This window comes from Phnomibacter ginsenosidimutans, from assembly GCF_009740285.1.
In the GTDB taxonomy this organism is placed as follows: domain Bacteria; phylum Bacteroidota; class Bacteroidia; order Chitinophagales; family Chitinophagaceae; genus Phnomibacter; species Phnomibacter ginsenosidimutans.
Genome location: NZ_CP046566.1, coordinates 2,453,699 through 2,477,603 on the forward strand (window position 1 = coordinate 2,453,699; position 23,905 = coordinate 2,477,603).

General features: G+C 47.5%; 23 protein-coding genes and 1 pseudogene. 10 read left to right on the forward strand and 14 right to left on the reverse strand.

The window, feature by feature from the left end; genetic code table 11:
* Positions 1 to 36: 36 nt before the first annotated feature.
* The 3 genes from GLV81_RS10670 to fbp form a co-directional block, all read right to left on the reverse strand.
* Positions 37 to 612, reverse strand: coding sequence for an ABC transporter ATP-binding protein (locus GLV81_RS10670; RefSeq protein ID WP_246186382.1), 576 nt, complete (start codon positions 610 to 612; stop codon positions 37 to 39).
* Positions 605 to 874 (reverse strand): ATP-binding cassette domain-containing protein, encoded by a 270-nt coding sequence (locus tag GLV81_RS20325; protein WP_246185927.1) that lies wholly within the window; start codon positions 872 to 874, stop codon positions 605 to 607. The genes GLV81_RS10670 and GLV81_RS20325 overlap by 8 nt, the downstream gene beginning before the upstream one ends.
* A 610-nt stretch (positions 875 to 1,484) precedes the next feature.
* Positions 1,485 to 2,501 (reverse strand): class 1 fructose-bisphosphatase, encoded by a 1,017-nt coding sequence (fbp, locus tag GLV81_RS10675; protein ID WP_157478858.1) that lies wholly within the window; start codon positions 2,499 to 2,501, stop codon positions 1,485 to 1,487.
* Between the two features lie 246 nt (positions 2,502 to 2,747).
* Here fbp and GLV81_RS10680 point away from each other — a divergent pair, with 246 nt between their 5' ends.
* Entirely contained in the window at positions 2,748 to 4,007 is a 1,260-nt protein-coding gene (locus tag GLV81_RS10680; protein WP_157478859.1) for an aspartate kinase, read from the forward strand.
* A gap of 110 nt (positions 4,008 to 4,117) precedes the next feature.
* On the opposite strand, the gene GLV81_RS10685 is transcribed toward GLV81_RS10680, so the two are convergent.
* Complete coding sequence (locus tag GLV81_RS10685; RefSeq protein WP_197428225.1) at positions 4,118 to 4,375, reverse strand: hypothetical protein; 258 nt, start codon at positions 4,373 to 4,375, stop codon at positions 4,118 to 4,120.
* On the reverse strand, positions 4,341 to 5,378 hold the full coding sequence (locus tag GLV81_RS10690; RefSeq protein ID WP_197428226.1) for a L,D-transpeptidase family protein: 1,038 nt from the start codon (positions 5,376 to 5,378) through the stop codon (positions 4,341 to 4,343). Before GLV81_RS10690 ends, GLV81_RS10685 begins: the two co-directional genes overlap by 35 nt.
* A gap of 175 nt (positions 5,379 to 5,553) precedes the next feature.
* Here GLV81_RS10690 and GLV81_RS10695 point away from each other — a divergent pair, with 175 nt between their 5' ends.
* Entirely contained in the window at positions 5,554 to 6,255 is a 702-nt protein-coding gene (locus tag GLV81_RS10695; protein ID WP_157478861.1) for a VIT1/CCC1 transporter family protein, read from the forward strand.
* Positions 6,256 to 6,373: 118 nt separating this feature from the next.
* On the opposite strand, the gene GLV81_RS10700 is transcribed toward GLV81_RS10695, so the two are convergent.
* On the reverse strand, positions 6,374 to 6,667 hold the full coding sequence (locus tag GLV81_RS10700; RefSeq protein WP_157478862.1) for a hypothetical protein: 294 nt from the start codon (positions 6,665 to 6,667) through the stop codon (positions 6,374 to 6,376).
* Positions 6,668 to 7,106: 439 nt separating this feature from the next.
* On the reverse strand, positions 7,107 to 7,475 hold the full coding sequence (locus tag GLV81_RS10705; protein ID WP_157478863.1) for a winged helix-turn-helix transcriptional regulator: 369 nt from the start codon (positions 7,473 to 7,475) through the stop codon (positions 7,107 to 7,109).
* Between the two features lie 78 nt (positions 7,476 to 7,553).
* Between GLV81_RS10705 and GLV81_RS10710 the strand changes: the two genes are divergently transcribed.
* Both GLV81_RS10710 and bla read left to right on the forward strand, forming a co-directional pair.
* Positions 7,554 to 8,555 carry an alkene reductase gene (locus GLV81_RS10710; protein WP_197428227.1) on the forward strand — a complete coding sequence of 334 codons (1,002 nt, stop codon included), beginning with the start codon at positions 7,554 to 7,556 and terminating at the stop codon, positions 8,553 to 8,555.
* Between the two features lie 253 nt (positions 8,556 to 8,808).
* Entirely contained in the window at positions 8,809 to 9,546 is a 738-nt protein-coding gene (bla, locus tag GLV81_RS10715; RefSeq protein ID WP_157478864.1) for a subclass B1 metallo-beta-lactamase, read from the forward strand.
* Between the two features lie 186 nt (positions 9,547 to 9,732).
* Here the strand turns inward: bla and hppD are convergent, their stop codons facing one another.
* The 3 genes from hppD to smc all read right to left on the reverse strand — a co-directional run bounded on the left by hppD (position 9,733) and on the right by smc (position 14,842).
* The gene (gene hppD, locus GLV81_RS10720; RefSeq protein WP_157478865.1) at positions 9,733 to 10,866 is read right to left on the reverse strand and encodes a 4-hydroxyphenylpyruvate dioxygenase; all 1,134 of its coding nucleotides are present in this window, start codon (positions 10,864 to 10,866) and stop codon (positions 9,733 to 9,735) included.
* A gap of 429 nt (positions 10,867 to 11,295) precedes the next feature.
* Positions 11,296 to 12,270 (reverse strand): coiled-coil domain-containing protein, encoded by a 975-nt coding sequence (locus tag GLV81_RS20330; protein WP_246185928.1) that lies wholly within the window; start codon positions 12,268 to 12,270, stop codon positions 11,296 to 11,298.
* Between the two features lie 34 nt (positions 12,271 to 12,304).
* Entirely contained in the window at positions 12,305 to 14,842 is a 2,538-nt protein-coding gene (smc, locus tag GLV81_RS10725) for a chromosome segregation protein SMC (RefSeq protein ID WP_246185929.1), read from the reverse strand.
* A 267-nt stretch (positions 14,843 to 15,109) separates the two neighbouring features.
* On the opposite strand from smc, the gene GLV81_RS10730 reads away from it, so the two are divergent.
* The 6 genes and pseudogenes from GLV81_RS10730 (at position 15,110) to GLV81_RS19675 (ending at position 20,863) form a co-directional block, all read left to right on the forward strand.
* Entirely contained in the window at positions 15,110 to 15,595 is a 486-nt protein-coding gene (locus tag GLV81_RS10730) for an RDD family protein (RefSeq protein WP_157478866.1), read from the forward strand.
* Between the two features lie 48 nt (positions 15,596 to 15,643).
* A complete protein-coding gene (locus tag GLV81_RS10735; RefSeq protein ID WP_157478867.1) occupies positions 15,644 to 16,150 on the forward strand; it encodes a GAF domain-containing protein in 507 nt (168 codons plus the stop codon).
* Between the two features lie 150 nt (positions 16,151 to 16,300).
* The gene (locus tag GLV81_RS19380) at positions 16,301 to 17,026 is read left to right on the forward strand and encodes a DUF2452 domain-containing protein (RefSeq protein WP_197428228.1); all 726 of its coding nucleotides are present in this window, start codon (positions 16,301 to 16,303) and stop codon (positions 17,024 to 17,026) included.
* A gap of 257 nt (positions 17,027 to 17,283) precedes the next feature.
* The gene (locus tag GLV81_RS10745) at positions 17,284 to 18,366 is read left to right on the forward strand and encodes a Gfo/Idh/MocA family oxidoreductase (RefSeq protein ID WP_157478868.1); all 1,083 of its coding nucleotides are present in this window, start codon (positions 17,284 to 17,286) and stop codon (positions 18,364 to 18,366) included.
* 147 nt (positions 18,367 to 18,513) lie between these two features.
* Positions 18,514 to 19,950 (forward strand): SDR family oxidoreductase, encoded by a 1,437-nt coding sequence (locus tag GLV81_RS10750; protein WP_157478869.1) that lies wholly within the window; start codon positions 18,514 to 18,516, stop codon positions 19,948 to 19,950.
* 17 nt (positions 19,951 to 19,967) lie between these two features.
* Positions 19,968 to 20,863: pseudogene (locus tag GLV81_RS19675) on the forward strand (bestrophin family protein).
* Between the two features lie 158 nt (positions 20,864 to 21,021).
* Here GLV81_RS19675 and GLV81_RS10760 read toward each other — a convergent pair.
* The 4 genes from GLV81_RS10760 to GLV81_RS10765 form a co-directional block, all read right to left on the reverse strand.
* Positions 21,022 to 22,086: a MoxR family ATPase gene (locus tag GLV81_RS10760; RefSeq protein WP_246185930.1), complete on the reverse strand. Its 1,065-nt coding sequence runs from the start codon at positions 22,084 to 22,086 to the stop codon at positions 21,022 to 21,024.
* Between the two features lie 16 nt (positions 22,087 to 22,102).
* Positions 22,103 to 22,567 carry a hypothetical protein gene (locus tag GLV81_RS20335; RefSeq protein ID WP_246185931.1) on the reverse strand — a complete coding sequence of 155 codons (465 nt, stop codon included), beginning with the start codon at positions 22,565 to 22,567 and terminating at the stop codon, positions 22,103 to 22,105.
* A gap of 141 nt (positions 22,568 to 22,708) precedes the next feature.
* Positions 22,709 to 22,999, reverse strand: coding sequence for a vWA domain-containing protein (locus GLV81_RS20340; RefSeq protein ID WP_246185932.1), 291 nt, complete (start codon positions 22,997 to 22,999; stop codon positions 22,709 to 22,711).
* A complete protein-coding gene (locus GLV81_RS10765; RefSeq protein ID WP_246185933.1) occupies positions 22,996 to 23,805 on the reverse strand; it encodes a vWA domain-containing protein in 810 nt (269 codons plus the stop codon). The genes GLV81_RS20340 and GLV81_RS10765 overlap by 4 nt, the downstream gene beginning before the upstream one ends.
* Positions 23,806 to 23,905: the final 100 nt, after the last annotated feature.

Here is a 23,905-nt window from a genome sequence, read left to right on the forward strand (position 1 = left end):
GGTATTTAAAATTATCGGTTGTGTATATGTGTTGTGTCAGTCTTCCCGCAAGGCATGGCCTGTGAGTTGAATGAACACATCTTCGAGATTGGCTTTTTTCACTTCGCGGATGCGTTCAAAACCAGAGTCTACCAGTTTATCAATCATGGCATCGGGCGAATCGATGGCGATGATGGTACCCGCATCCATAATGGCCACACGGTCGCAAAGCACTTCGGCTTCGTCCATGTAATGCGTGGTGATGATGACCGTGGTGCCTTCGCTGCGGATGCGCTTCACCAAATCCCACAGGTTGCGGCGGGCCTGCGGATCGAGGCCGGTGGTGGGCTCATCCAAAAAGATAATGCGGGGCTTGTTGATGAGAGTGGTGGCAATGGAAAAGCGTTGCTTTTGACCGCCACTCAGCTCCTTGTATTTGGCCTTGGCTTTGTCTTGCAGGTTTACCTCGGTGAGCAAGGTAATGGGGTCTACTTTTTGGTTGTAGAGACCGGCAAACATTTCTACCAACTCGGTAAGGTTGAGGCCGGGATAAAAGCCGCTTGTTTGCAGCTGTACGCCAATGATTTTTTTGATTTCGTTGGGCTGTGCATCAAGGTCGAACCCGTCAATCATCACCTTGCCGCTTGGTTTTGGAGCGGAGGGTTTCCATGATTTCGAGGGTGGTGCTTTTGCCGGCGCCATTGGGCCCGAGCAAGCCAAATATTTCGCCTTCCTGCACGTCGAATGAAATGCCTTTGACGGCTTCAAAACTGCCGTAGGATTTGGTGAGGTTGGCAACGGAAATGATGGTACGCATAAATGGGAACAAGTGGTTCGCTACCGGCACTGAACTACTGCGCCAAGTGACCGCTGCAAAATAGGGAAAAAGCGGCATGCGGGTTTGTTGGGACGCGGATTTGTTGGGACGCGAAGATGGGACGCGGATTTGTACGGATGGGTATGGATTTTCGCTGATAGTATAACTGTCGCAGGCATCCCGGCCTGTGACTGATGTGTTACTAAGACAGCAACAAAATAATTTGGCCACAGATGCACAGATTATTGTGAAGGCTATTGCAAAGCCCTGAAGTGAGTGTAATCATTCGATGTGGTTTATATTCTCAACAGAGTAATGAGCCGTCACAGGCCGGGAGGCCTGCGACAGGATGGGACAGCAACAAAATAATTTGGCCACAGATGCACAGATTATTTTGAAGACTATTGCAAAGCCTTGAAAGGGCGGTAATCATTCGATGTGGATTCTATTCTTTGCCGAGTAACATCCCGTCACATGCCGGGAGGCCTGCGACAGATGAGTAAGGATTTGCACGGCTGTTTTTTTCTATCATATAACATCTGTCATCCAACATCTAATACGTTGGGACGCGGGTTTGCACGGATGAGTTAGGATTTGCACGGATGCATCCTAACATCTAACATCTGTCATCCAGCATCTCTCCCGTCTTCCCATCAACCACCAACTACCAACCACTCTCTATCAACCATCAACCCTTTTCCTGCAGGCACTGCAGCAGTTCTTCCATCATGAGTTTGCTGCCAATGAAAAGGGGCATGCGCTGGTGCAAGGAGGAGGGTTTGATATCGAGGATGGGCTGTACGCCATTGCTGGCCATACCGCCGGCGAGGTGTACAATAAAGGCCAGCGGATTGCATTCGTACAACAACCGCAGTTTGCCCTGTGGCTTATTGCTGGTGCCGGGATACATAAAGATGCCGCCTTTGATGAGATTGCGGTGAATGTCGGCCACCATGCAACCAATATAACGTTCAGTATAAGGGCCGCCCTCTTCTTTGGTTTTGCTTTCGCAGCGTTTGAGGTATTCCTGCACACCGGAGCTAAACTTGCCGTAGTTGCCATAGTTGGCACTGTAAAACACGCCTTGTGGCGGGCACTGCATGTTGGGATGGCTGAGGCAAAACTCACCAATGCGGGGGTCGAGGGTAAATCCGTTGACACCGCGGCGGGTGGCATACACCAGCATGGTGCTGCTGCCATAAATAACGTAGCCGGCGGCCACCATTTTATTGCCGGGCTGCAAAAAATCTTCCAGCGTAACCGGCTGTCCCAGTGGCGACACCCGTTTGAAAATGGAAAAGATGGTACCAATGTTCACGTTCACATCAATATTGCCACTGCCATCCAGCGGGTCCATCAGCAGCACGTATTTGCTATTGTTGCTGATGGCATCGTTGAACACCACAATATCATCATTTTCTTCGCTGCCCACACCCGCACAAAAAATGCTATGGTTGAGCATATCAATCAGGGCATTGTTGGCAAAATCATCCAGCTTTTGTACTTCTTCGCCCTGCACATTTTCTATGCCTACGGCACCGAGAATGTCGGCCAATCCTGCACGGTTCACTTCGGCATTGATGCGCTTACACGCTAAGCCAATGCTCCGCAACAAACCGCTCAATTCACCCGTGGCCTGCGGAAAATTGCGCAGTTCCTGAATGGTGTATTCATCAAGCGTCATGAGTTTGCGGGAGTTGGTCATATGCAGTGTTTTTTTGGTTTTGGTAAAAGGGATAGCAGGCCATGCATGCCTGCATGAAAAAAGTGTTTTAATACACATCAACCAACTGCAAGATGCAAAGGCCGACTCCGGCAAAATAACAGCAATTGAAGGGAATAACTTTCCTGTTTTAATGTGTACAGCACACACAGCACAGTGACTGCAAGCCTGTACATTTGCGGCAAGTTTTTGTTATTTTCATTTATACAGACAACGGATATCAACATCATGCAGGTACATAAATTTGGCGGCGCCAGTTTGCAGTCGGTAGAGCGGTTTGAACAAGTTGCCAACATCATTGCCACCGCCCTAGCCCGGCCTTCAGTTATTGTGATTAGTGCCATGGGCAAAACCACCAATGCACTGGAAAAAGTAGCCGCAGCTTTTTTTGAACAACGCAATGCCGATGCCCTGCAATTGTTTGATCAGGTAAAACAACAACACCTCACCACCGCCAAGTATTTGCTGGTGCTTCACTATCATGAATGTGTAGCACAGCTCAACGATTTTTTTACAGAAGCAGAATGGTTGCTGCACGATAAACCGGTACGTGAATTTGATTACTACTACGATCAGTTGGTATGTATTGGCGAACTCCTGAGCAGCACCCTTGTTTCTTTTTACTTGAAAGAAAAAAAGATGGCCAATGCCTGGCTGGATGTACGGGATGTGTTTCGCACCGACAATAACTTTCGGGAAGCCACGCTGGATTGGGATGCCAGCCTGCAGCAGGTACAGCATCAGGTGCAACCCTTACTAAAGAGTAACGGACTTGTAGTTACGCAGGGCTTTATTGGCTGCACCATTGATAATGAAAGCACCACGTTTGGCCGCGAAGGCAGCGATTTTTCTGCCGCCATTTTTGCCCACATGCTCGATGCCGAAAGCCAAACCATTTGGAAAGATGTGCCTTCGGTAATGAATGCCGACCCCAAACAATTTCCGAATGCCATGCCCATACATGAGCTGAGCTATGAAGAAGTGATTGAGATGGCGTACTATGGCGCACAGGTGATTCACCCCAAAACCATTAAGCCGCTGTACGAAAAGAAAATACCGCTACAGGTAAAATGCTTTTTAGATGCCAGCTTACCGGGCACGGTTATTACCCGCAAAAGAGCCCAAGATTTGCCGCCGATTATTGTGAAGAAAACACAGCAAGTGTTGCTGGAATTTATGTCGAGGGATTACTCTTTTATTGGCGAACATTCTGTAGGCCAGTTGTACCAGTTGTTTGAAGAAGAAAAAATAAAACCCAACCTGACGCAAAACGGCGCCATTCGTTTTCTGGCCATTTTCGATCAGAACGAAGAGAAGCTGCAACGCATAGCTGCCAAAGCCGAAGCATGGCTGAACGTGATGCTGCAAAAAGATTTGACACTCACCACCATTCGTCATTACAACGACAGCATTATTGCCGGTATGCTGGGCGAACACCAGCCCATACTCATGCAACAAACAAAAGAAACGGTGCAGTTTGTGTTGTAAAAAAGAAGAATGATTTGCTGCATCAATACCAAACAGTGACTGAAAGAAGAAAATAGTTCAACGCTGGAACGCTGGAACTTGTGAACACTAGAACCTACAAACCTTCCAACTTACTCTTCCTCTTCCTCAGCTTTCACAGCAGCTTTGGGCTTGGCTTCTACCATAATGTTTTGCACCAGCTTCATGGGCACAGCCTTATCCTGCCGCAAAGCTGGCGCCCACGCCGGCATGGCTTCAAAGCGGTCGATGATGAGGTTGTTCATTTCATTGTTGGCACGGGTGCCGGGCTTTACATTCACCACGTTACCCTTGGCATCCACTACAAAATCAACATCAATAAACAAGCGTTTGGCGCCTTCTTCGGGCATAAAGTCGGCCAGCTCTGCAGCCAGCTCGATCAATAAACTTTTGAAAGGCCGGTAAGCCTCCGGGAAATTTCGGCTGCGTATTCACGTAAGGATAGAAATCATTTTCGCCAAACGTAACGGTACGGGCTGCACTGCGGCGGGGCTCGGTGTTTTCTTTAAACTTCGGTGGTATTACTTTTTTAGGAATCGTAAACTCTTGCGCCATCATGTATTCGCCCTTGGCATCGATCATGATGGTGGGCAGCTGCTTATACGTGTTGAAGTAGTAATACACTTTTTCCATAATACCCGCCATGGGCTTGTATTCGGGCTGCGCTGCCAGTTGTTTTTCCAGCAGTTCTTTGCTCTTGTCTTTTTTAAACAGCACCGGCATTACATGAATGGGTATATAATCCTGTCCTTCATTTTTGGTTAACGCTGCCAACACATACAGCTCTTCAATCAAGGCATCGGTGAGTGGAATGCAACCCACGGTTACACAAGAACCATGCACATAAATATCTCCGCCGGGTTTTACGGGATCGGCCAAAATGCGGTCGCTGGGATTAGGATAGTTTACCCCCAACGCCAGGTGGTAGCTACTATTGGGGCGAAACTCATTGACGTAGTAAAAACCCTCCGGCACCTGGTAATCGCCTTCGTAGCGTTTGGGTCCGAGGCCACCGGCTAAGGCGCAAACCTTATAGGTTTTAAAGAGGCGGTACTTTTCTTTTTTATCGCCTTTTACCCAAACTTCCAGCTGGCTATCGTACTTAAATGAACGGATGTACATGTACTTGGCGGGCCAGGTCAATCCTTTGGCCGCAAACTCTTTGCGCAGCATTTCTTCTCTCGATTCGAAAGCCAGGCCTACCCGCTTAAACGATTTCTGAAAACTGAGGAAGTCTTTTTGCTGTGGTGGCTGCGCATACAGCAGCGTGGCAACAGTGCACAACACTACTGCCATCCATCCCTTACGTCTGTTCAACATTCTTGCACCCTGCATGCGATTTGCGTTTGACATACCAAAACGAAAATATCGGGGCAAAATTACAGGAATCGCCAACCGGGTAGCAGGCTTTTGCACCGCTTTGGCAAGTCGGGGGAAAAATGATACAGCCCCATCTTACAGCATGCTATCGTAACTTCATGCGATTGTAAAAGTGTTATTGGCATTTTCTCTTGTAAATGATTTTGTTATGCTTACCATCGACAATTACCTCGACAGTCATTATATCCACCGTAGCAATTGGTTGCGGGCAGCAGTGCTCGGCGCCAACGATGGCATCATTTCTATTTCCAGTTTGGCCATTGGTATAGCTGCAGCCAGCAATAGCCGGGAGCCAATTGTGCTGGCCGCTGTGGCCGGCCTGGTTGCGGGGGCATTATCAATGGCGGCAGGTGAGTATGTATCGGTGAGTTCGCAAACCGATATTGAACACGCCGACATAGAACGGGAGAAAAAAGAACTGGAAAAAATGCCCGAAGAAGAAATGCAGATGCTGGCACAGATTTATGAAAGGCGGGGTTTGAAAAAGGAAACTGCACTGCAGGTAGCCAAAGAGCTTACTGAAGCGGATGCTTTGGGGGCACATGTTCGGGATGAGTTGGGCATCAATGAAATCAGCCAGGCCAATCCGTTGCAGGCGGCCTTTGCTTCTGGCGCCGCATTTACAGTTGGTGGTGTAATGCCCATGCTGGTGGCATTGTTTGCACCGGTCAAAGGCATGGAATACTGGCTCTATGGATTCACCATTGTGTTCTTGGTTGTATTAGGCAGCATTGCAGCCAAAACCGGTGGCTCCGGCATTTTCAAATCGGTATTACGCATTACCATTTGGGGTACCATTGCCATGGTGCTGTCGGCCGTAGTGGGTTATTTGTTTGGGGTGAAAGTGTAAATACCCGACGCATCAAGCAACACTTACATGGTTCATGAATAAAACGCACAGCCAGCGTATCAATACGCCTGCTGTGCGTTTCTGCTTTACCATTCTACACCGGTATAGAATAGCCTTATTATTTGCCAACCCAAGTGCAGGTCCATCGATTGTCTGGAATAGTAGGGAATACCAGGAAGTACTTGTCGGGACGGTCAATTTTCTCAGCCTTGCCTTTGTCAAGGTAGCCACCAGTAAAAAGGATATTTCCTTTTTTATCGACAGTAAACTTGCCTTGACTGGGCTTTTCCAATCCCAGGTAGGTGTAGGTTCCATTCTTATTCAGCACAAAAGAACCACGGGGAATATATTCATAAAAACCATTGCTGTATTTGCTGGCGGTGCAAGTGTATTTACCATATTTCAAAGCCATACCAGCGTTTTGAGCAACAGCCCAAAAAGCACAAATACAGAATAGTGACAATACCAGGACACGAAGATTTTTCATGATTGAAGCAATGCTTGATTGTTGAAAATGGAATTTACAGGAGGTTAGGCCATTCTGCCAAATTATTACGAGTCGGTAAGTGCTGAATAAGCATCCATTAAGAACAGAATAGGACACACTCAATGCAATTGGCAGTATAAAAAACAAGCACCGGGTACATGAGCCCGGCGCTTGACTATAGAATCCTTCCTGTGAACCCAATTGCTGCTTTGTACGATCCTTTCAAGGTTTTAATCACTTCCAGGAGAAACATGCTTTCCACTCCTATCGGTTTCAATTTGACTTTTTCAAAGCAATATGCATGCTGCGTCTATATTTCGAAACCACCGATTGGCCACTTACTTATCAGGTTGTAAATAAGCAGCTACGATGCACAGTCTTTGATATTGGGATTGTGTATGCGCCCCCATTCGGCCATCGACATTAAAATGGGTAGCAATGTTTTGCCACTCTCCGACAGAAAATATTCTACGTGAGGCGGTACAATTTCTTTGGCTTCTCGTATAACTAACCGATCATGTTCCAGCTGTTTCAACTGTTGTGCCAGCATTTTTTCTGTAATAGCGGGAATCATTTTTTTCAACTGGCCAAATCTCAATGGTTCATTACGCAAGTGATAGAGTATAATCGTTTTCCACCTGCCACCAATCATATTGATAGTATATGAAACAGGACACTCGGTAACGTGCATCTGATTAAGGCTATGGGTGGAAGTGATTTTTTTGGCAATCATTTTACACTTACTTTTTAGACAGTACCATCTTTTACGAAAGTACAAATCTACATTTGCAACTTAAAGACAAAAATCATCATGAGTAGCAATTTGCATTTATTGAAACCTCTTACAAAGGGCGGATTGACTTTGAAAAACAGGGTGGCAATGGCACCCATGACCCGGTGCAGAGCCATTGGAAACGTACCAAACACATTGATGGGCACATACTATGCGCAAAGAAATAACGCCGGCCTCATTGTTTCAGAAGGTACATCACCCAATGCTGACGGATTGGGCTATGCCCGTATGCCGGGCATTTTTACTGCCGAACAGATTGCAGGCTGGAAGCAGGTAACCACAGATACCAAGCAAACCGAGACTTTATTCTTCACCCAGCTGATGCACGTAGGCCGAGTGGGCCACAGTGCCAATATGCAACCCGGCGCTAAGTTGTTGGCGCCATCTGCCATCAACGCAGATGCTGACATGTGGACCGATACGCAAGGCATGCAAAAGACGGAGCTGCCAATAGCCATGACCACTGCCGATATCGAGCAAACAATTGCTGATTTTGTAACTGCTGCAAAAAACGCTGTTGAAGCAGGTTTTGATGGTGTAGAAATACATGGCGCAAATGGTTATTTGATTGAGCAATTCTTGAACGCCGGCACCAACGTTCGTGAAGATGAATACGGCGGTTCTGTTGCCAACCGGGCAAAATTCCTGTTGGAAATAACCAAGCAAGTAGGCAACGCTATTGGTTTCGAAAAAGTGGGTGTACGTGTGTCACCATACAATCAATTCAACAGCATGCCTTTGTATGCTGAAATTGCGGAAACCTATGCTTACCTCGCCGCTGAATTGAACAAACTGAACATTGCATACCTGCATGTAATTGATTACGCTTCACTGGCTTCTGAAGAAGGTCAACAACTGCTGAAAGACATCAGGGCAAACTTCTCCAATGTACTGATCCGTAATGGTGGTTATACCAAGGACAGAGCCGAAGCTGTATTGGGTAACAATGAAGCAGACATGATCTCCCTTTGGTTCACCTTACATTGCCAACCCCGATTTGGTAAACCGTTTAGCCAATGACATTGCTTTGGCTAAACCTGACCCAAATACCTTCTACACGCCAGATGCTGTTGGTTTCACCGACTATCCTGTTGCATAAGCAAACGCCTACAGTAGATTAGCTTGCTGCTGTTTGACATACGCTTCAACAACTAAATTCCATTATCGCCATTGCTGGTTACATTACCTTCAATGGCGATATTGTTTTATCTATGATTCATGTACAGACCATACAGAATACTTCCCCCTTACACATACCATTCACTTTTTAAGCATGTCCATACTCAGCAATACATCAATAGTTAGCCTGATAGTTATGCTTTGTAGCATCAGCATGTCATTTCATGCACAGCATGCTCCACTCCGCATCACATCCATCACCGGCGATTTTTACAGCTACACCACATACAACTTGTACGAAGGCAAATACATTCCGGCCAATGGCATGTATGTGGTAACCAATAAAGGCGTGGTGCTGCTCGATTCACCTTGGGACAGCACCCAGTGCCAGCCCCTGCTGGACAGCATCATGGCCCGGCACCGGCAACCAGTGGTGATGTGTATTGCCACGCATTGGCACAGCGATAAAACCGCCGGCCTCAACTACTTCAACAGCAAAGGCATTGCTACCTACACCACTGTGCAAACGGATGGCTGGAGCAGAAAAAATAACAAACCACTGGCCTCACACCTCATGGCTAACGATACTGTATTTATGATTGGGCAACACCGCTTTGAAACCTATTACCCCGGCGAAGGCCACACCCCCGATAATATTGTGGTGTGGTTTAAAGATGCTCAATTGTTGTATGGAGGCTGCCTCATCAAAGGGCTTGACAATGAAACGCTGGGCTACATGGGCGATGCCAACGCAGCCGCCTATTACAGTACCCTCAAAAATGTGCAGCGTAAATGCAAGGGCGTTCAACACATCGTGCTTACCCACAGCGATGGCAGCACCACCCGCAGCCTCAAACATTCATTGCGGATGGCAAAACAATTGAACAATTAGCCAATTAGCTAATATGCCAATGTGCTAATGCTTGGAGCTACAATCAATAAGATTGACCGACTCCGTTCATTAGCACATCAACACGCGTCTTAACTACTTATTGAATATAGTCAAGTTGTTGAAGTGAAAGATTATTTGCATATTTTCAAATTGGCTAATTAGCACATTAGCTAATCAGCCAATTGCTTACAAGTTTCCCCTCGCCTCCTGCTCTCTTTCAATGGCTTCAAACAAGGCTTTGAAATTGCCCTTGCCAAAGCTCTTGGCGCCTTTGCGTTGTATGATTTCGAAGAATAAAGTGGGTCTGTCTTGTACGGGCTTGCTGAAGAGTTGCAAGAGGTATCCTTCATCATCGCGGTCTACCAATATACCCAGTTCTTTGAGCGGCTCCAGGTCTTCATCAATGTGGCCAACACGGCTGAGCAGGTCATCGTAGTACGTGGTGGGCACCTGCAAAAACTCCACGCCACGGCTGCGCAGTTCCCGAACGGTGGCTACAATATCGTTGGTAGCCAAAGCCACATGCTGGCAACCTTCGCCGTCGTAAAATTCGAGGTACTCTTCTACCTGGCTTTTCTTTTTGCCCTCGGCCGGCTCGTTGATGGGAAACTTCACAAAGCCATTTCCGTTGCTCATAACCTTACTCATCAAGGCAGAGTATTCGGTAGAAATATCGTTGTCGTCGAAGCTGAGGATATTGCGGAAGCCCATTACATTTTCATAAAAGCTCACCCACTTGTTCATTTGGTTCCAGCCCACATTACCCACGCAGTGGTCTACGTACAGCAGGCCGGTATCGGTGGGGGCAAAATGCGGATTGCTCCACGCCCGGAAGCCGGGCATGAATACACCGGAATAGTTTTTCCGCTCTACAAATACATGCACGGTATCGCCGTAGGTATGAATGCCGCTGAGCACCACAGTACCCGCATCGTCGGTGAGGGTTTGCGGCTCGAGGTAGCTTTGGGCACCGCGGCTGGTAGTTTGCTGCCAGGCATCGGCCGCATCATCTACCCGTAGCGCCAGGGTTTTCACGCCATCGCCGTGCTTGTACACATGATCGGCAATGGGGTTACCAGCCCGCAAGGGCGTGGTGAGCATGAAGGTGAGCTTGTGCTGGCGCACCACATAGCTCACTTTGTCCTTTACACCGGTTTCGGGACCAGCATAGGCCAGCGCCTGAAACCCGAAAGCACTCATATAATAATGGGCGGCCTGCTTGGCATTACCCACATAAAACTCAACGTAATCGGTGCCCTGCAGGGGCAAAAAATCGTGGATGGCAGCATCCTGCAAACGGCTTTGTACAGCAGTTTCCATAACAATACAGTTTTGAATCAGTCAGTGAAATGAGAATACAATAAAACGGCCCACTACAACGGGGCTGGCAAAAACAGGATGCTATCGGGCATCCATGGCCAGTGTACTGACGAGAAAAATGTATTCGTGGGCAAGCATGCTGCAAAAATAAAAGCAGATGGGCGTTGCAAACAAGCCCTGTGGGGAAATACAAATTGCTTTTGAACCACAAAGGCACAATGGAGACACGAAGCGCCACAAAGTTTTGTGACCACAGGGCAAAGGAGTACAAACTGAGGAAAATGGAGGATTTTGAACCACGAAGGCGCAACGGATGAACAAAGAAGCACAAAGCCTTTAGCTGTCCATGATTTCTTCATTCCGAATTCAGCATTCAGAATTCCCCCGACATTCTTATTTCTTATTTTCTGTTTCTTATTCTTTCTTTCCCTAATTGAGGCTCCTGAAATCCACCGGTACCAGTTTGCTAACCCCTGCTTCCTGCATGGTCACACCATAAATCACATCCACCGCACCCATGGTTTGCTTGTTGTGGGTCACGATGATGAACTGGCTGTTCTCGCTGAACTTGCGGATCATCTGCGTGAACTTGCCTACGTTGGCGTCATCTAGTGGGGCATCCACCTCATCGAGGATACAGAACGGCGCCGGCTTGATGAGGTAAATGGCGAAGAGCAGTGCCGTAGCTGTCAGTGTTTTTTCACCACCGCTCAGCTGGGTAATAGATGATGGTCGCTTGCCTTTAGGCTTCGCTAAAATGTCGATGCTGGTTTCGGCCAGGTTCTCCGGATTTTCCAGAATCATATCGCAGGTGTCCTCTTCCGTAAACAAGGCTTTGAATACCTTCTGGAAGTTTTCCCGCACCTGATTGAAGGTATCGAGGAACTGCTGGTTAGCCGTAGCTTCCACTTCCTGAATGGTTTGCAGCAGGCTTTCCTTGGCATCCACGAGGTCATTTTTCTGTTCCAGAATGAATTCATAGCGCTTCTTCATTTCCTGGAAGGCTTCAATGGCCGTTGGGTTTACCTCACCCAGGTTTTCGAGGCGTTTCTTCATGCGGTCCACCTGCGCCTGCAGTTCTTCCTGTGCTGTATCGCTGTTACGGGGCTGGTCTATAACCTCTTCAATGTTGATTTTGAACTCCACATCCAGGCGTTCCTTCATACCCGCCAATTGCAGCTTCAGGTTGTTCAACTGGTCTTTGATTTCGTTGAGGAGGTGGTCGATGTGCTCACGGGCCTTGGTTTTGTGGCGGAGTTCACTCTCCCGCTCCTGCAGTTGGTTGCGGTGGTTGTAGTAGGCCTGATCGGCTTCGTTGAGGGCTTTTTCGTCTTCCTCTTTTTTCCGCATCAGTTCTAACAACTCCTCGTTCAGCAGTTCGAGGTTATCGCGGTTGCTAATCATTTGCTCTGCCGCCTGGCTCAGTTGGGCCGTGCTTTCATCTATCTGCTTTTCGAGGTTGAATACCTGCTTGCTGCTTAAAGTTGAGCTCCTGCTCCAGCGAGTTGATTTTGCTCTGCTGGCGGGTAAGGTTGAGGTTGCCCTCGTTGTATTGGCCAGCAGCCTGCTGGTATTCAGCTTCTGCCAGTTTGTAAAAGTCTTCCCGGGTTTGAATGGTGGCCAGCAATTGCTGCAGCTCATCGTTGAGACCGGTGAGTTTCTCTCGCACATCAGCAATAGCTTCCTGCTGATCGAGCAGCTGGAGCTGGAAGTTTTCGAGGCGGGCGGTAGCACTGCTTTGTGAAGCCAGCAGGTTTTCCCGTTTGTTTTGCGCTGCAAATACCGCATTGGTCAGTTGCAGAATTTCCTGCTCGGTCTGGCGGATGGCACTTTCTTTCAACTGCTCATTGAAGCCCAACACTTCCGCATGTTTTTTGCTTATTCGTTGCTTCAGGTCGTCTACTATTACCGATTGACTTTCAATTTCTTTCTGCAGTTTTTCTAAATTTTTAGCCCGGCCAATTTTCTTGCCTTCAAACAAGCCCACGCTGCCGCCAGTCAGGGTGTATTTTCCCTTTACATACTTGCCCGATTTTTCGAGCACAATATGGCCGCTGCTGTTTTCCAGCACCGATTCGTCTTCGGCAATGAACACATTTCCCAGCAAGTGTAAGGCCAGGTTGCGGTAGCGGGCATCCACTTCTATCACATCCATGGCCGGAATGGCGCCGGGCAAAAACAGACCATGCGCCGTATTGGTATTGCGGCGGTCGCTTTCTACAAAAGCATTGATCTGGTCGAGCAAAAAGAAGTTGGCCTTGCCTTTCTGGTTGGCATCCAACAGGTTTACCGCCTGCATACCTTCTTTCAGGTCGCCTACTACATAATAGTTGAGGTAGGGCTCCAGCACATTTTCAACCGCGGCACGGTATTGCTCTTTTACGTAAATAATGTCACTAAGAATGGGCGAATGGTGATTCCAGTTGGCGTTGTTATGCAAAAACTTCACCGAATCGGGGTAGCCTTCCATGCTGTCAATGAGACTTTTAAGCAGGTCGAACTCATTCTTCTTCTGGTCGAATTTGCGGTTTTCCTCAATCAGCTGGCTGCGAAGCTTCTCCATTTCGCCCTGTCCGGCCAAAATTTGCTCTTTGGTTTGCTCATGCTGCTGGCGGAGCTGCTCCAAAAACTGCTTCTTATCTCTTTCGTCGGCTTCCCGCTCTTCTTTTTCGCGTTCTACTTTTTGTATTTCAGCTTTCCGCTGCTCCTGCTCATCCTGCAATTGCATGATGCTGCGCTGCAGGTTGGCAATAGAAGTATCGGCCACAGCCACCTGCTTTTCAGCATCAAATTGCTGACGCTGCAGGCCCTGGAGTGAAGACCGGCTTTCATCGAGTTCGGCACGGCGGGCATCGTACACCGACCGCTTTTCTTCCAGTATGGCTTTCAATTCATCCAGCTGCTGCTGAATGCCACCCAGCTTTTCCTTTTCGTCGGCCATTTGCTCCTGCGTGTGCAGTACGCCATCCCGCAGGCTTTCGAGCTGGCCTTCACTCCGCTGCAAAAAGTCTTTCAGGCTCTCTTCTTTCTCCGACAAAAACTTGAGCTGTTGCTGGGCCAAATTCTTATCATTTTCCTTCAGGCGCAGGTTTTGGAGCATCTGGTTGAAAGCTTGCTGCATGCTTTGCAGGGCTTTTTCCTGCTCAATAAAACCGAGCCGGTCGGCTTCAATAGCAGCTTCTTCGGTGGCAATGGTTACCTCCAGCTCCGTCCGCTTGTCGGTTTCGGTTGCCTGTTGCTCGTTTAGTTCCTTGTACTGTACATGAAATCCTTCCAGCGCCGCCTTGGCCAGTTCAATGCTTACCTCCCGGTAGTCCTTCTTTATTTCATAATATTTTTCCGCCTTTTTTGCCTGATTTTCAAGTGCTTTCAGCTGGTTGTTAATTTCGAATAACAGGTCTTCAATACGGGCCAGATCCTGTTCGGTGGCATCCAGCTTCAATTTGGCTTCCTTTTTACGTGTTTTGTAAATGGAGATACCAGCGGCCTGCTCCAGCATCTTGCGGCGGCTGTTGTCCTTGTCCTTGATGATGTCATCTACCATGCCCAACTCAATGATAGCGTAGCTGTCGGTAGAAACACCGGTATCCAAAAACAAGTTGTGGATGTCTTTGAGTCGACATTGTACATCGTTTAGGCGGTATTCGCTATCACCGTTTTTGTAGAAACGACGGGTGATAGTTACTGTATTAAACTCTGTTGGAAGCAGGTTGCGGGTGTTTTCGAAGGTGAGGCTCACCTCTGCCAAACCGCTGGCACTCCGGCTTTTGGAGCCGTTGAACACCAGGCTGTCGAGGTTTTCACTACGCAGGTTGCTGATTTTTTGCTCACCAATTACCCAGCGGATGCTGTCTACGATATTGCTTTTGCCACAACCATTGGGCCCGATAATGCCCGTAATCCCCTCATCGAAGTTGACAACGGTTTTATCAGCAAAACTTTTGAACCCTTTGATTTCCAAACTTTTAAGACGCACAGTAACTCCTTTTTTTGAATCAGTATTGTTGGGCAGCTGGCTGCCCAGGCTCCACATGGGGCAAGTTGCCAAAAATACCCGTTGGCGTTAATTTATGCAGGGAAATCTTCCCCCAATTTTTCGATTTTATTCACGACTTATACACAGTAGTATTCAGGTGCAGCAAGGGTTTGCTGAGTCATCCACAGGCAGGACTGTCCTTTATTTCTACCCTACCAAACATTAGCTATTGACATTTATTAAATTGCTCGAAACATAATTCAGCACATGCAAACATCCTTACCCAATAGCACCCCTCAGCAAGACTTTCTTGCCCCCTTTGTGGAAGAAACTTCCGTACGCTTTGCAGGATTTTGGCTTCGTTTTGCCGCCGTCATTATAGACTTATTTATTTTGATCGTAGTTAATCTTGCCCTAGGCAGCATTGAAAACCTTCCTTCTTTCACCATTTACGAGTGGACTGAAAGTTTCAATTACACTCTCGGTATCGACGCTGAATGGGTATTCAACTTTTTGTATTACACCATTTTTGAAAGTTCTAACTGGCAGGGTACGCTTGGCAAAAGGGTGCTCGGTTTAAAAGTGACGGATTTGGAAGGAAAACGCATTTCATTTTTACGAGCAATCGGTAGGCATTTTGCACAATACCTCTCCGCAATTACTCTCGCAATAGGTTATATGATGGCCGGATGGACTGAGAAAAAACAGGCCCTACACGATATGATTGCCAGCACACTCGTGGTACAGGATTAGCCAGATCCACATTGTTGCGCCTACCTTTGCCCGGCAAAAAATAAAACAATGGCAGAGGATTTAACCATCATAAAAGGAAGCAAAGCCGAACAATACGAGGCGCTGATTCCTCAAATCAAAGGGTTGCTGGAAGGTGAAAACAATCTGGTCGCCAATTTGGCCAATGTAGCCGCCGCCCTCAAGGAGCAATTTGGCTGGTGGTGGGTGGGCTTTTACACCGTTGATAGCGAACAGGAACTGGTTCTCGGCCCCTTTCAGGGACCGGTAGCATGCACCCGCATCCGCAAAGGCCGTGGCGTATGTGGCAGCAGCTGGCAACAGGCCGTGACGCTGATTGTACCCGACGTAGAGCAATTTCCCGGACACATAGCCTGCAGCAGTGCCAGCAAAAGTGAGATTGTGGTGCCAGTCATTAAGCAGGGAGAAGTATTAGCGGTGCTGGATGTTGACAGTGAATTGCTCAACCATTTTGACGAAACCGACAAACAATACCTGGAGGAAATTGTAACCTATATACCGTGGCCGGAAAAACAATCATCTAGTCAGGTTTCATAGCATCATTTTCATTTACCATCGAATTCGACATCTTTTTTAAAACAATGATTGTCAACAAGATGGATACTGTTTACACAAGTCATGGTTCAAGCATATAATTTTCTAGCTGCGTGGCAACTCTTTCCTGAAAAATGTGATTTCCAGTTTGGCATGGCCCCAAAGAGTGGCAACTACAAAATGGAAACCGACAACAAGCAGCACCAGCTGATTGTAACCACCAACTGGGTGGCGCAGGACAACGGCGCCTTCTATAGCGAATACCGTTTTACGCCGGATGGTGAGTGGCACCCTTTCGACAATCAGGATTTGGCCGACAGTGTACTGGGGCAATTCAAAAATGCCAGCTGTCTGGAAATACAGTTTCAGAAGGCGGAGCAAACTGTACTGACCGTTGTGAAGGAGATTATGCCCAATGGCTACCTGAAAATTACACAAACCGGCATCCAACCCGATGGCATTCCGTTTACCAACGTGGAGATGTACCACAAGCAAATGAGTGTGTTGCCCTATGCTTCCTCCGTGGGCAGTGTCGCCATTAAGCCCACCGAAGAAGGCGTTATCAAACACAAGGCCCTGCTGGCCATGGAGCAGCAAACCGACATGCAGCTGGATCAAATCCGGCAGCAGATTGAACTTTTGGCCAAACAGGCTCAGGAGTTGCGCAAACGCAAGGAGCTCTCCCTGATGATTTACGATGCCCGCCTTAGTTTTCAGCCGGTGATTGGCCAAACCTATTACATGTACGAAAAGAAGGACGGCAATCACCTGCTTAGTCTGGTGAGCCCAAAAGAATGGGGTGGCAGCGGTCCATTCAAACAGTTCATTTCTGCCGTAAAGCTACTGGCCGACCATACCTGGGTGGAAGTGGAAATTTGATGTCTGATGTACAATTTCTGATTTCTGATGTACGATATCTAATGTCTGATGTGCGATATCTGATTTCTGATGTACGATTGCTGATTTAGGATGTCTGATTCAATTGCTATTCATTGCAGATTCCAACTTGTTAACGCTGGAACCTCGGAACTCTGGAACTTGAGAACTCTTGAACTTTGGAACCCTGGAACATTGGAACTTGTGAACTCGAAAACTTGTGGAACTTGTGAACCCAGGAACTTCCGAACTTCGGCCCCATGGAAAAAACGCTCAACGTTGGTATTGTAGGTTTTGGCATGTCGGCGCAGGTATTTCATGCCCCTTTTGTAACTACCCTTCCCGGTTTTCGGCTGCATGCGGTGGTAGAACGCCGGACTGATTTGGCCGCTGCCAAGTATCCCGGCATCATTACCTATCGCCAGTTTGATGATTTGCTGAAAGACCAAGCCGTGGATGTGGTGGTGGTGACAACGCCCAACGAAACGCATTTCCCCTACAGCCTGCAAGCACTTGCTGCCGGAAAGCATGTGGTGTTGGAAAAACCTTTTACCAATACCAGCGATGAAGCCCGCCAGTTGGTAAAAGCGGCTCAACAGGCCGGCACCGTGCTGAGTGTGTACCACAACCGTCGCTATGTCAGCGATTTCCGCACCATTGTACAATTGCTGCAGCAGCAAACACTTGGGTCGGTGCATGAATACGAATGCCACTTCGACCGGTACCGCCCCGAGGCCAAAGCCAATGCCTGGCGAGAAGAGCCTAAACCCGGTAGCGGCATTCTGTACGACCTCGGCTCCCACCTCATCGATCAGGCACTGTGCCTGTTTGGCTTGCCGAAAGAAATAACGGCTACGGTAAAAATGCAGCGCCCCCATGCCCGCATCGACGACTATTTTGATATCCGCCTCGATTATGATGTTGCCCGTGTCATTTTGAAATCGGGCATGCTGGTTCGGGAAATGGGTCCGCGATATATGCTGCATGGCACCCTTGGTTCTTACATCAAAAGCGGCGACGACCCACAGGAAGCCTTGTTGAAAGAAGGTCATTTGCCCAACGGCAATTATTGGGGACTGGAGCCTACAGGTATGGAAGGTCTGCTACACACCGAGCAAAACGGAACAGTTATCCGGCAATTGCTGCCCAGTATGGCGGGCAATTTTGGCGACTACTACCGCAATTTGTACAACAGCATTGTACATGGCGCCCCCTTGCGGGAAAAACCAGCTCATGGCTACAATACCATCCGCATCATTGAATTGGCCTTGCAAAGCAGTGCCGAAAAACGGACGCTACCAGTGAGTGGCTTGATGGATGAAACATATCCGTTCGGACTGTAGGAGCTTTTGCCTTCGGCAATTATTTCACACAGAGTTAAGGAGGGCACGGAGAAATCTTTTGATATCTGCGAAAATCCGTTCCATCCTGCCTATCCGCGTCCCATCATTTCAACCCCATGCTGTGGGGAAATGCGGTAACTTACCCCAATGGAAATATTGGTAACGGGTGCTAACGGCTACATTGCGCAACGATTGATTCCGGTATTGCTCGAAGCCGGGCATAGCATACATGCCGTAGTAAGGAATGCGGCCCGTTTTGCAGAAGCGAATGCACACGACCGCATGCACATTTATGAAGCCGACTTGTTGCAACCCGAATCGCTATCGCATTTACCCAAGCCAATTGACGTCGCTTTTTACCTGGTGCACTCCATGAGTGCCAACGGCGATTTTTCGCAGAGTGAAAGTGCCGCGGCAAAACATTTTGTCGATTACATCAATCAAACTGCGTGTCAGCAAATCATTTACCTGAGTGGTATTGTCAATGAAACGCAGCTGAGTACCCATCTCGAAAGCCGGCTACGGGTAGAAAAAATCTTGGGCAGCAGCCTTGTACCACTCACTACACTTCGGGCAGGCATCATTGTTGGTTCGGGGAGTGCCAGCTTCGAAATCATCCGCGACCTGGTTGAAAAATTACCGGTGATGATTGCTCCCAAATGGCTCAACACGTTGTGCCAGCCCATTGCCATCCGCAACGTCATTCATTTTTTGTGCGGCGTAATGTTGCAACCCGCATATTACCATCAACACTTCGACATTGCCGGGCCTGATGTACTCACTTACAAGCAAATGCTGTTGCAGTTTGCAGCTGTACGTAAACTACGGCGCAGCATCATCACCGTTCCCATCATGACACCAAGACTGTCGAGCTACTGGCTGTATTTTGTGACAGCTACCAGTTACCCGCTGGCTAAAAATCTGGTGGATAGCATGAAGGTGAATGTGATTGCCAGTCCCAATAAACTGGCTGAAGAATTGCAGATTGAACTCATCCCCTATACAACAGCCGTTACCATGGCTTTTCAGCGCATTGAACAACACATGGTGATTAGCAGTTGGATAGATTCCTTTAGCGCCAGCAATACTTCGCCGCAGCTGATGATGCAGGTGGAAGTGCCCAGGCACGGTTGTTTTAACGACATTAAATGGCGGAAAGTGGGCAATAACGAAACACAGGTGCTCGATAATATCTGGAGCATTGGCGGCAAGCGGGGCTGGTATTATGGCAATTTCCTTTGGCGCATTCGTGGCTTTATGGATAAGCTGGCGGGTGGTGTGGGCCTTCGCCGGGGTCGCACTCATCCAAGTGACATTAATGCCGGCGATGCTCTCGATTTTTGGCGGGTACTCATTGCCGACAAGCAAGAAAAACGACTCTTGCTTTTTGCAGAAATGAAATTGCCCGGTGAAGCATGGCTCGAATTCAAGCTCATGAAAAAGAACAACCAACTTTACCTCCGACAAACGGCCACGTTTCGCCCCAAGGGTGTGTGGGGCCGACTATACTGGTACAGTGTGTTGCCTTTTCATGTCTTCATTTTTAATGGCATGGCCAGCAATTTGATTTCGTATAAACCGTAGGCCCATTACTTTGCAGCATGCAGTATTACAATTCGAAAGACTGGTTGAAACCGTTGTTTCAATTTCACAAGGCCGATACGTTTCGAAAACTATTGCCCATGCTCCTACTGCTGGCCTTGTACACTGGTGCAGTTGCCTGGCTGGAAATGCATTACCTCAAGCTGGCTAATCAGGCGTATGTAAAAAATATTCCCATCATGCACCAGCTGTTGGGTTTTGCCATTTCGATGCTGTTGGTGTTTCGTACCAACAGTGCCTACGACCGTTGGTGGGAAGGCCGTAAATTGTGGGGAGCCCTCGTCAACAACTGCCGCAATCTCGCTATCAAACTGGATAGCATGCTACCTGCCGATGATTTCGACAACCGCAATTACTGCCGTAAAATGTTGGGCCTTTTTCCGAAAGAACTGCAATTGCATTTGCAAAAAGACAGCACCCGCTATGCATTGGATGAAACAGAACATCCGGAACTGGCGGCCTTCGACCGCAACAAGCACATGCCGCTGCAGTTTAGTTTGGCTTTGCAAAAAGAATTCAGTTACTGTATCAGCAACAGCTCATTTCCGGCGACCAACTGATTACATTGAATGCAGAGCTACAATCACTGATGGATATTTGTGGTGCCTGCGAACGTATTAAAAACACACCTATTCCCTACTCCTACAGCAGCTTTATCAAAAAATTTATTGCTGTGTATGTGGCCACATTGCCGTTGGGTTTTGCATTTACCCTTGGCTGGATAGCCATACCCGTTGTGGTGTTTATTTTTTATGTGCTGGCCAGTTTGGAGTTGATCGCCGAAGAAATTGAAGACCCATTTGGTACCGATACTAACGACCTACCCATGGACAAGATGGCCGACAACATCCGCAACAATGTGTATGATGTAATTAGCCTGCCTTCAAGTAAATAACGGATTGGGATTACAGCATTTGAAAAGGCGACTCATTCGCTTTACCAGCAAATCCCCGACAACACTCTGCTACGATAGCACAAACAAAAAATCCCCGGCAGTACCGGGGATTTTCATTAGTGATTTCATTCACTTATTCATTCATTGACATCATTGACCTAATTGAAATCTTCCTCCGACAAATCCTCATTGTCATCAAAGTTGCCGCCAAAGTTGAGCATGCTGCCCATGAGGTCTTTGAATTCAATTTTGCCATCCAGTGTTTTTTTGCTGATGAGTGAGTAAGATGCCAATCCATGCAGCACAAACTCCATCAGCAAAGCGGTTTCCATTTCGTTGCTGCGGCTAAACATTTTGGTCACCAATGCATGCAACCCACTTACCTGATAGAGTTGATTCATTTTTTCGCGGTCGCTGGCATCTACCAACAAATCAATTTTATTGCCGGCATCAAACCAGTTCACAATGGCCTTGTAAGGATTTTCCTCTTCTTTGCCTTGCTGCGAAGGCTTGCCGGTAATGCGGCGTTTTTTTAACGCATCCGGATTGGGGAAGTATTGCACAAACAAAGAACGCATCGATTTTTCTAGCAGGTTTACCGCCACCTGATATGGCCCTTCCTGCTCTCCTTCGTACACCAATTCTATTTTGCCGGTGATGGATGGAATGATGCCAATCAAATCACTAATCCACACTTGTGTGGCGGGTTCGTTGTGAATAATGGCCCGACGCTCTGCCGTGCTATAGGCATTTTCCAATGCAGAAATGGTCAGTCGTGCAGACACGCCACTCTTCTTATCTACAAACTCGCTGCTGCGGGCTTCGAAAGAAATTTGCTCAATCAATCGCTTTACCAAATCACTTACGGCTACTTTCTCAGCTTGCTGTGGCAAGATGGCGGCTTCCTGTTCAGTGATGGCCAATGCCGTTTCAATACTGCGAGGATAGTGCGTCAATATCTGGCTCTCAATGCGGTCTTTGAGCGGTGTAACAATGCTGCCACGGTTGGTGTAATCTTCTGGGTTGGCGGTAAATACAAACAGAATATCCAACGGCAAGCGGAGTTTGAAACCACGAATCTGTATATCGCCTTCCTGTAAAATATTGAATAACGCTACCTGTATACGGGCTTGCAAATCGGGCAGTTCGTCGATCACGAAAATGCATCGGTTGCTCCGTGGAATGATACCGTAGTGCAACACCCGTTCATCAGCAAAACTCAATTTAAGGTTGGCTGCTTTAATATGGATCGATATCACCAATCAAATCGGCCACACTTACATCGGGCGTGGCGAGTTTTTCTCCATAGCGTTGGGTGCGATGAATCCATTCTACAGGCGTGTCATCACCTTTTTCATGAATGAGATCACGGGCATATTTGCTCAGCGGATTCAACGGATCATCGTTGATATCGCTGCCAGCCACAACGGGAATGTATTCATCCAGCAGATCAATCATTTGACGGGCCATGCGGGTTTTGGCTTGGCCACGCAAACCAAGAAACAGTATGTTGTGACGACTCAATAAGGCTCTTTCCGTATCCGGAATAACGCTGTCTTCATAGCCCAGTATGCCGGGAAAAGTTTCTTGCTTATTCTGTATTTTCTGAATCAGGTTGTCCCTGATTTCTTGCTTGATGCTCTTAGGTTGATAACCGCTGGCTTTGAGTTGGCCAATGGTGGCTATGTTGGGATGGTTACTCATAATGATGTCTGATGTACGATGTCTGATTTCTGATTTATTTCATTGTGCTACACACTTAAACTACTTCTCTATTGTTCGTTTTTAGATGGCAATTCTTCAGTGCCTTTCCTATCAACTATTATCTAACAACTATCAACTATTCTAATACAGTGTCTTCCTTCTGCCACTTTCAAAATCACGGAAAATGAAAGCGCCAAGATTGTCGAGTGATGCAAAGAAAGCTTTACCGTTATTGGTTTCTGTAAACTCTGTTACAAAGCGCTGCAGATAAGGATCGGTGGCAATCATAAATGTAGTGATCGGTATTTTCAGCTTCTTACATTGTGCTGCCAGGTTGAGGCAACGACTGAAAATTTTCCTATCAATACCAAAGCTGTTTTTGTAATACCGCTTCCCGATTTTCAAACAGGTAGGCTTACCATCGGTAATCATAAATATCTGCTTGTTCGGATTTTTCTTTTGCGCAGCAGTTCCATGGCCAGCTCTATACCTGCCACGGTGTTGGTGTGGTAAGGCCCTACTTGCAGATAAGGCAGTTCTTTTATTTCCACCGTCCATGCATCGTTGCCAAACACCACAATATCCAATGTGTCTTTCGGATACTTGGTGGTGATGAGTTCACTCAATGCCATGGCAACTTTTTTGGCCGGCGTAATGCGGTCCTCGCCATACAAAATCATGGAGTGGCTGATGTCAATCATCAGCACGGTAGATGTTTGCGTTTTGAAATCCGTTTCGCGGATATGCAAATCATCTTCATGCATTTGAAAGCGTTCGATGCCATGATTGATTTGTGCATTCCGAATGCTCTCAGTAAAATCTATTTGTTCCAGCGTATCGCCAAACTGAAAGGGTTTGGTTTCCGGATTGATTTCATCGCCTACGCCGGGCTTAAAAGTTTGGTGATTGCCCGACTTCGTTTTGCGCAGCTTACCAAAAATTTCTTCGAGGCTGCGTTTGCGAATACCCTGTTCTGTTTTAGGTGTAATGTTGATGGAGCCTTTCTCCGGGTCTTCAGCAATGTACCCCTGGTCTTTCAGGTCTTCTATAAAATCGCCCATGCCATAGTCGGCATCGGTAAGTTCAAACTTGCGGTCTATTTCATTCATCCAGTTCAATGCCTCACTTACATCGCCATTGGTATAGGTGAGCATTTGCATAAAAATATCCAGCAACTGATCAAACTTGCTCTTCCCTTCTGCGCCTTCTTCAAACTTCAAAAACCGATGCCCCTTCATGTTGCTTGCTTTACTTCTAAGGTACCACAATTTAACACGGCAGCGGGTGAATGGTTGTCGCATTCAGGAAAATGAATAACGATATACATTGGCTATTGCT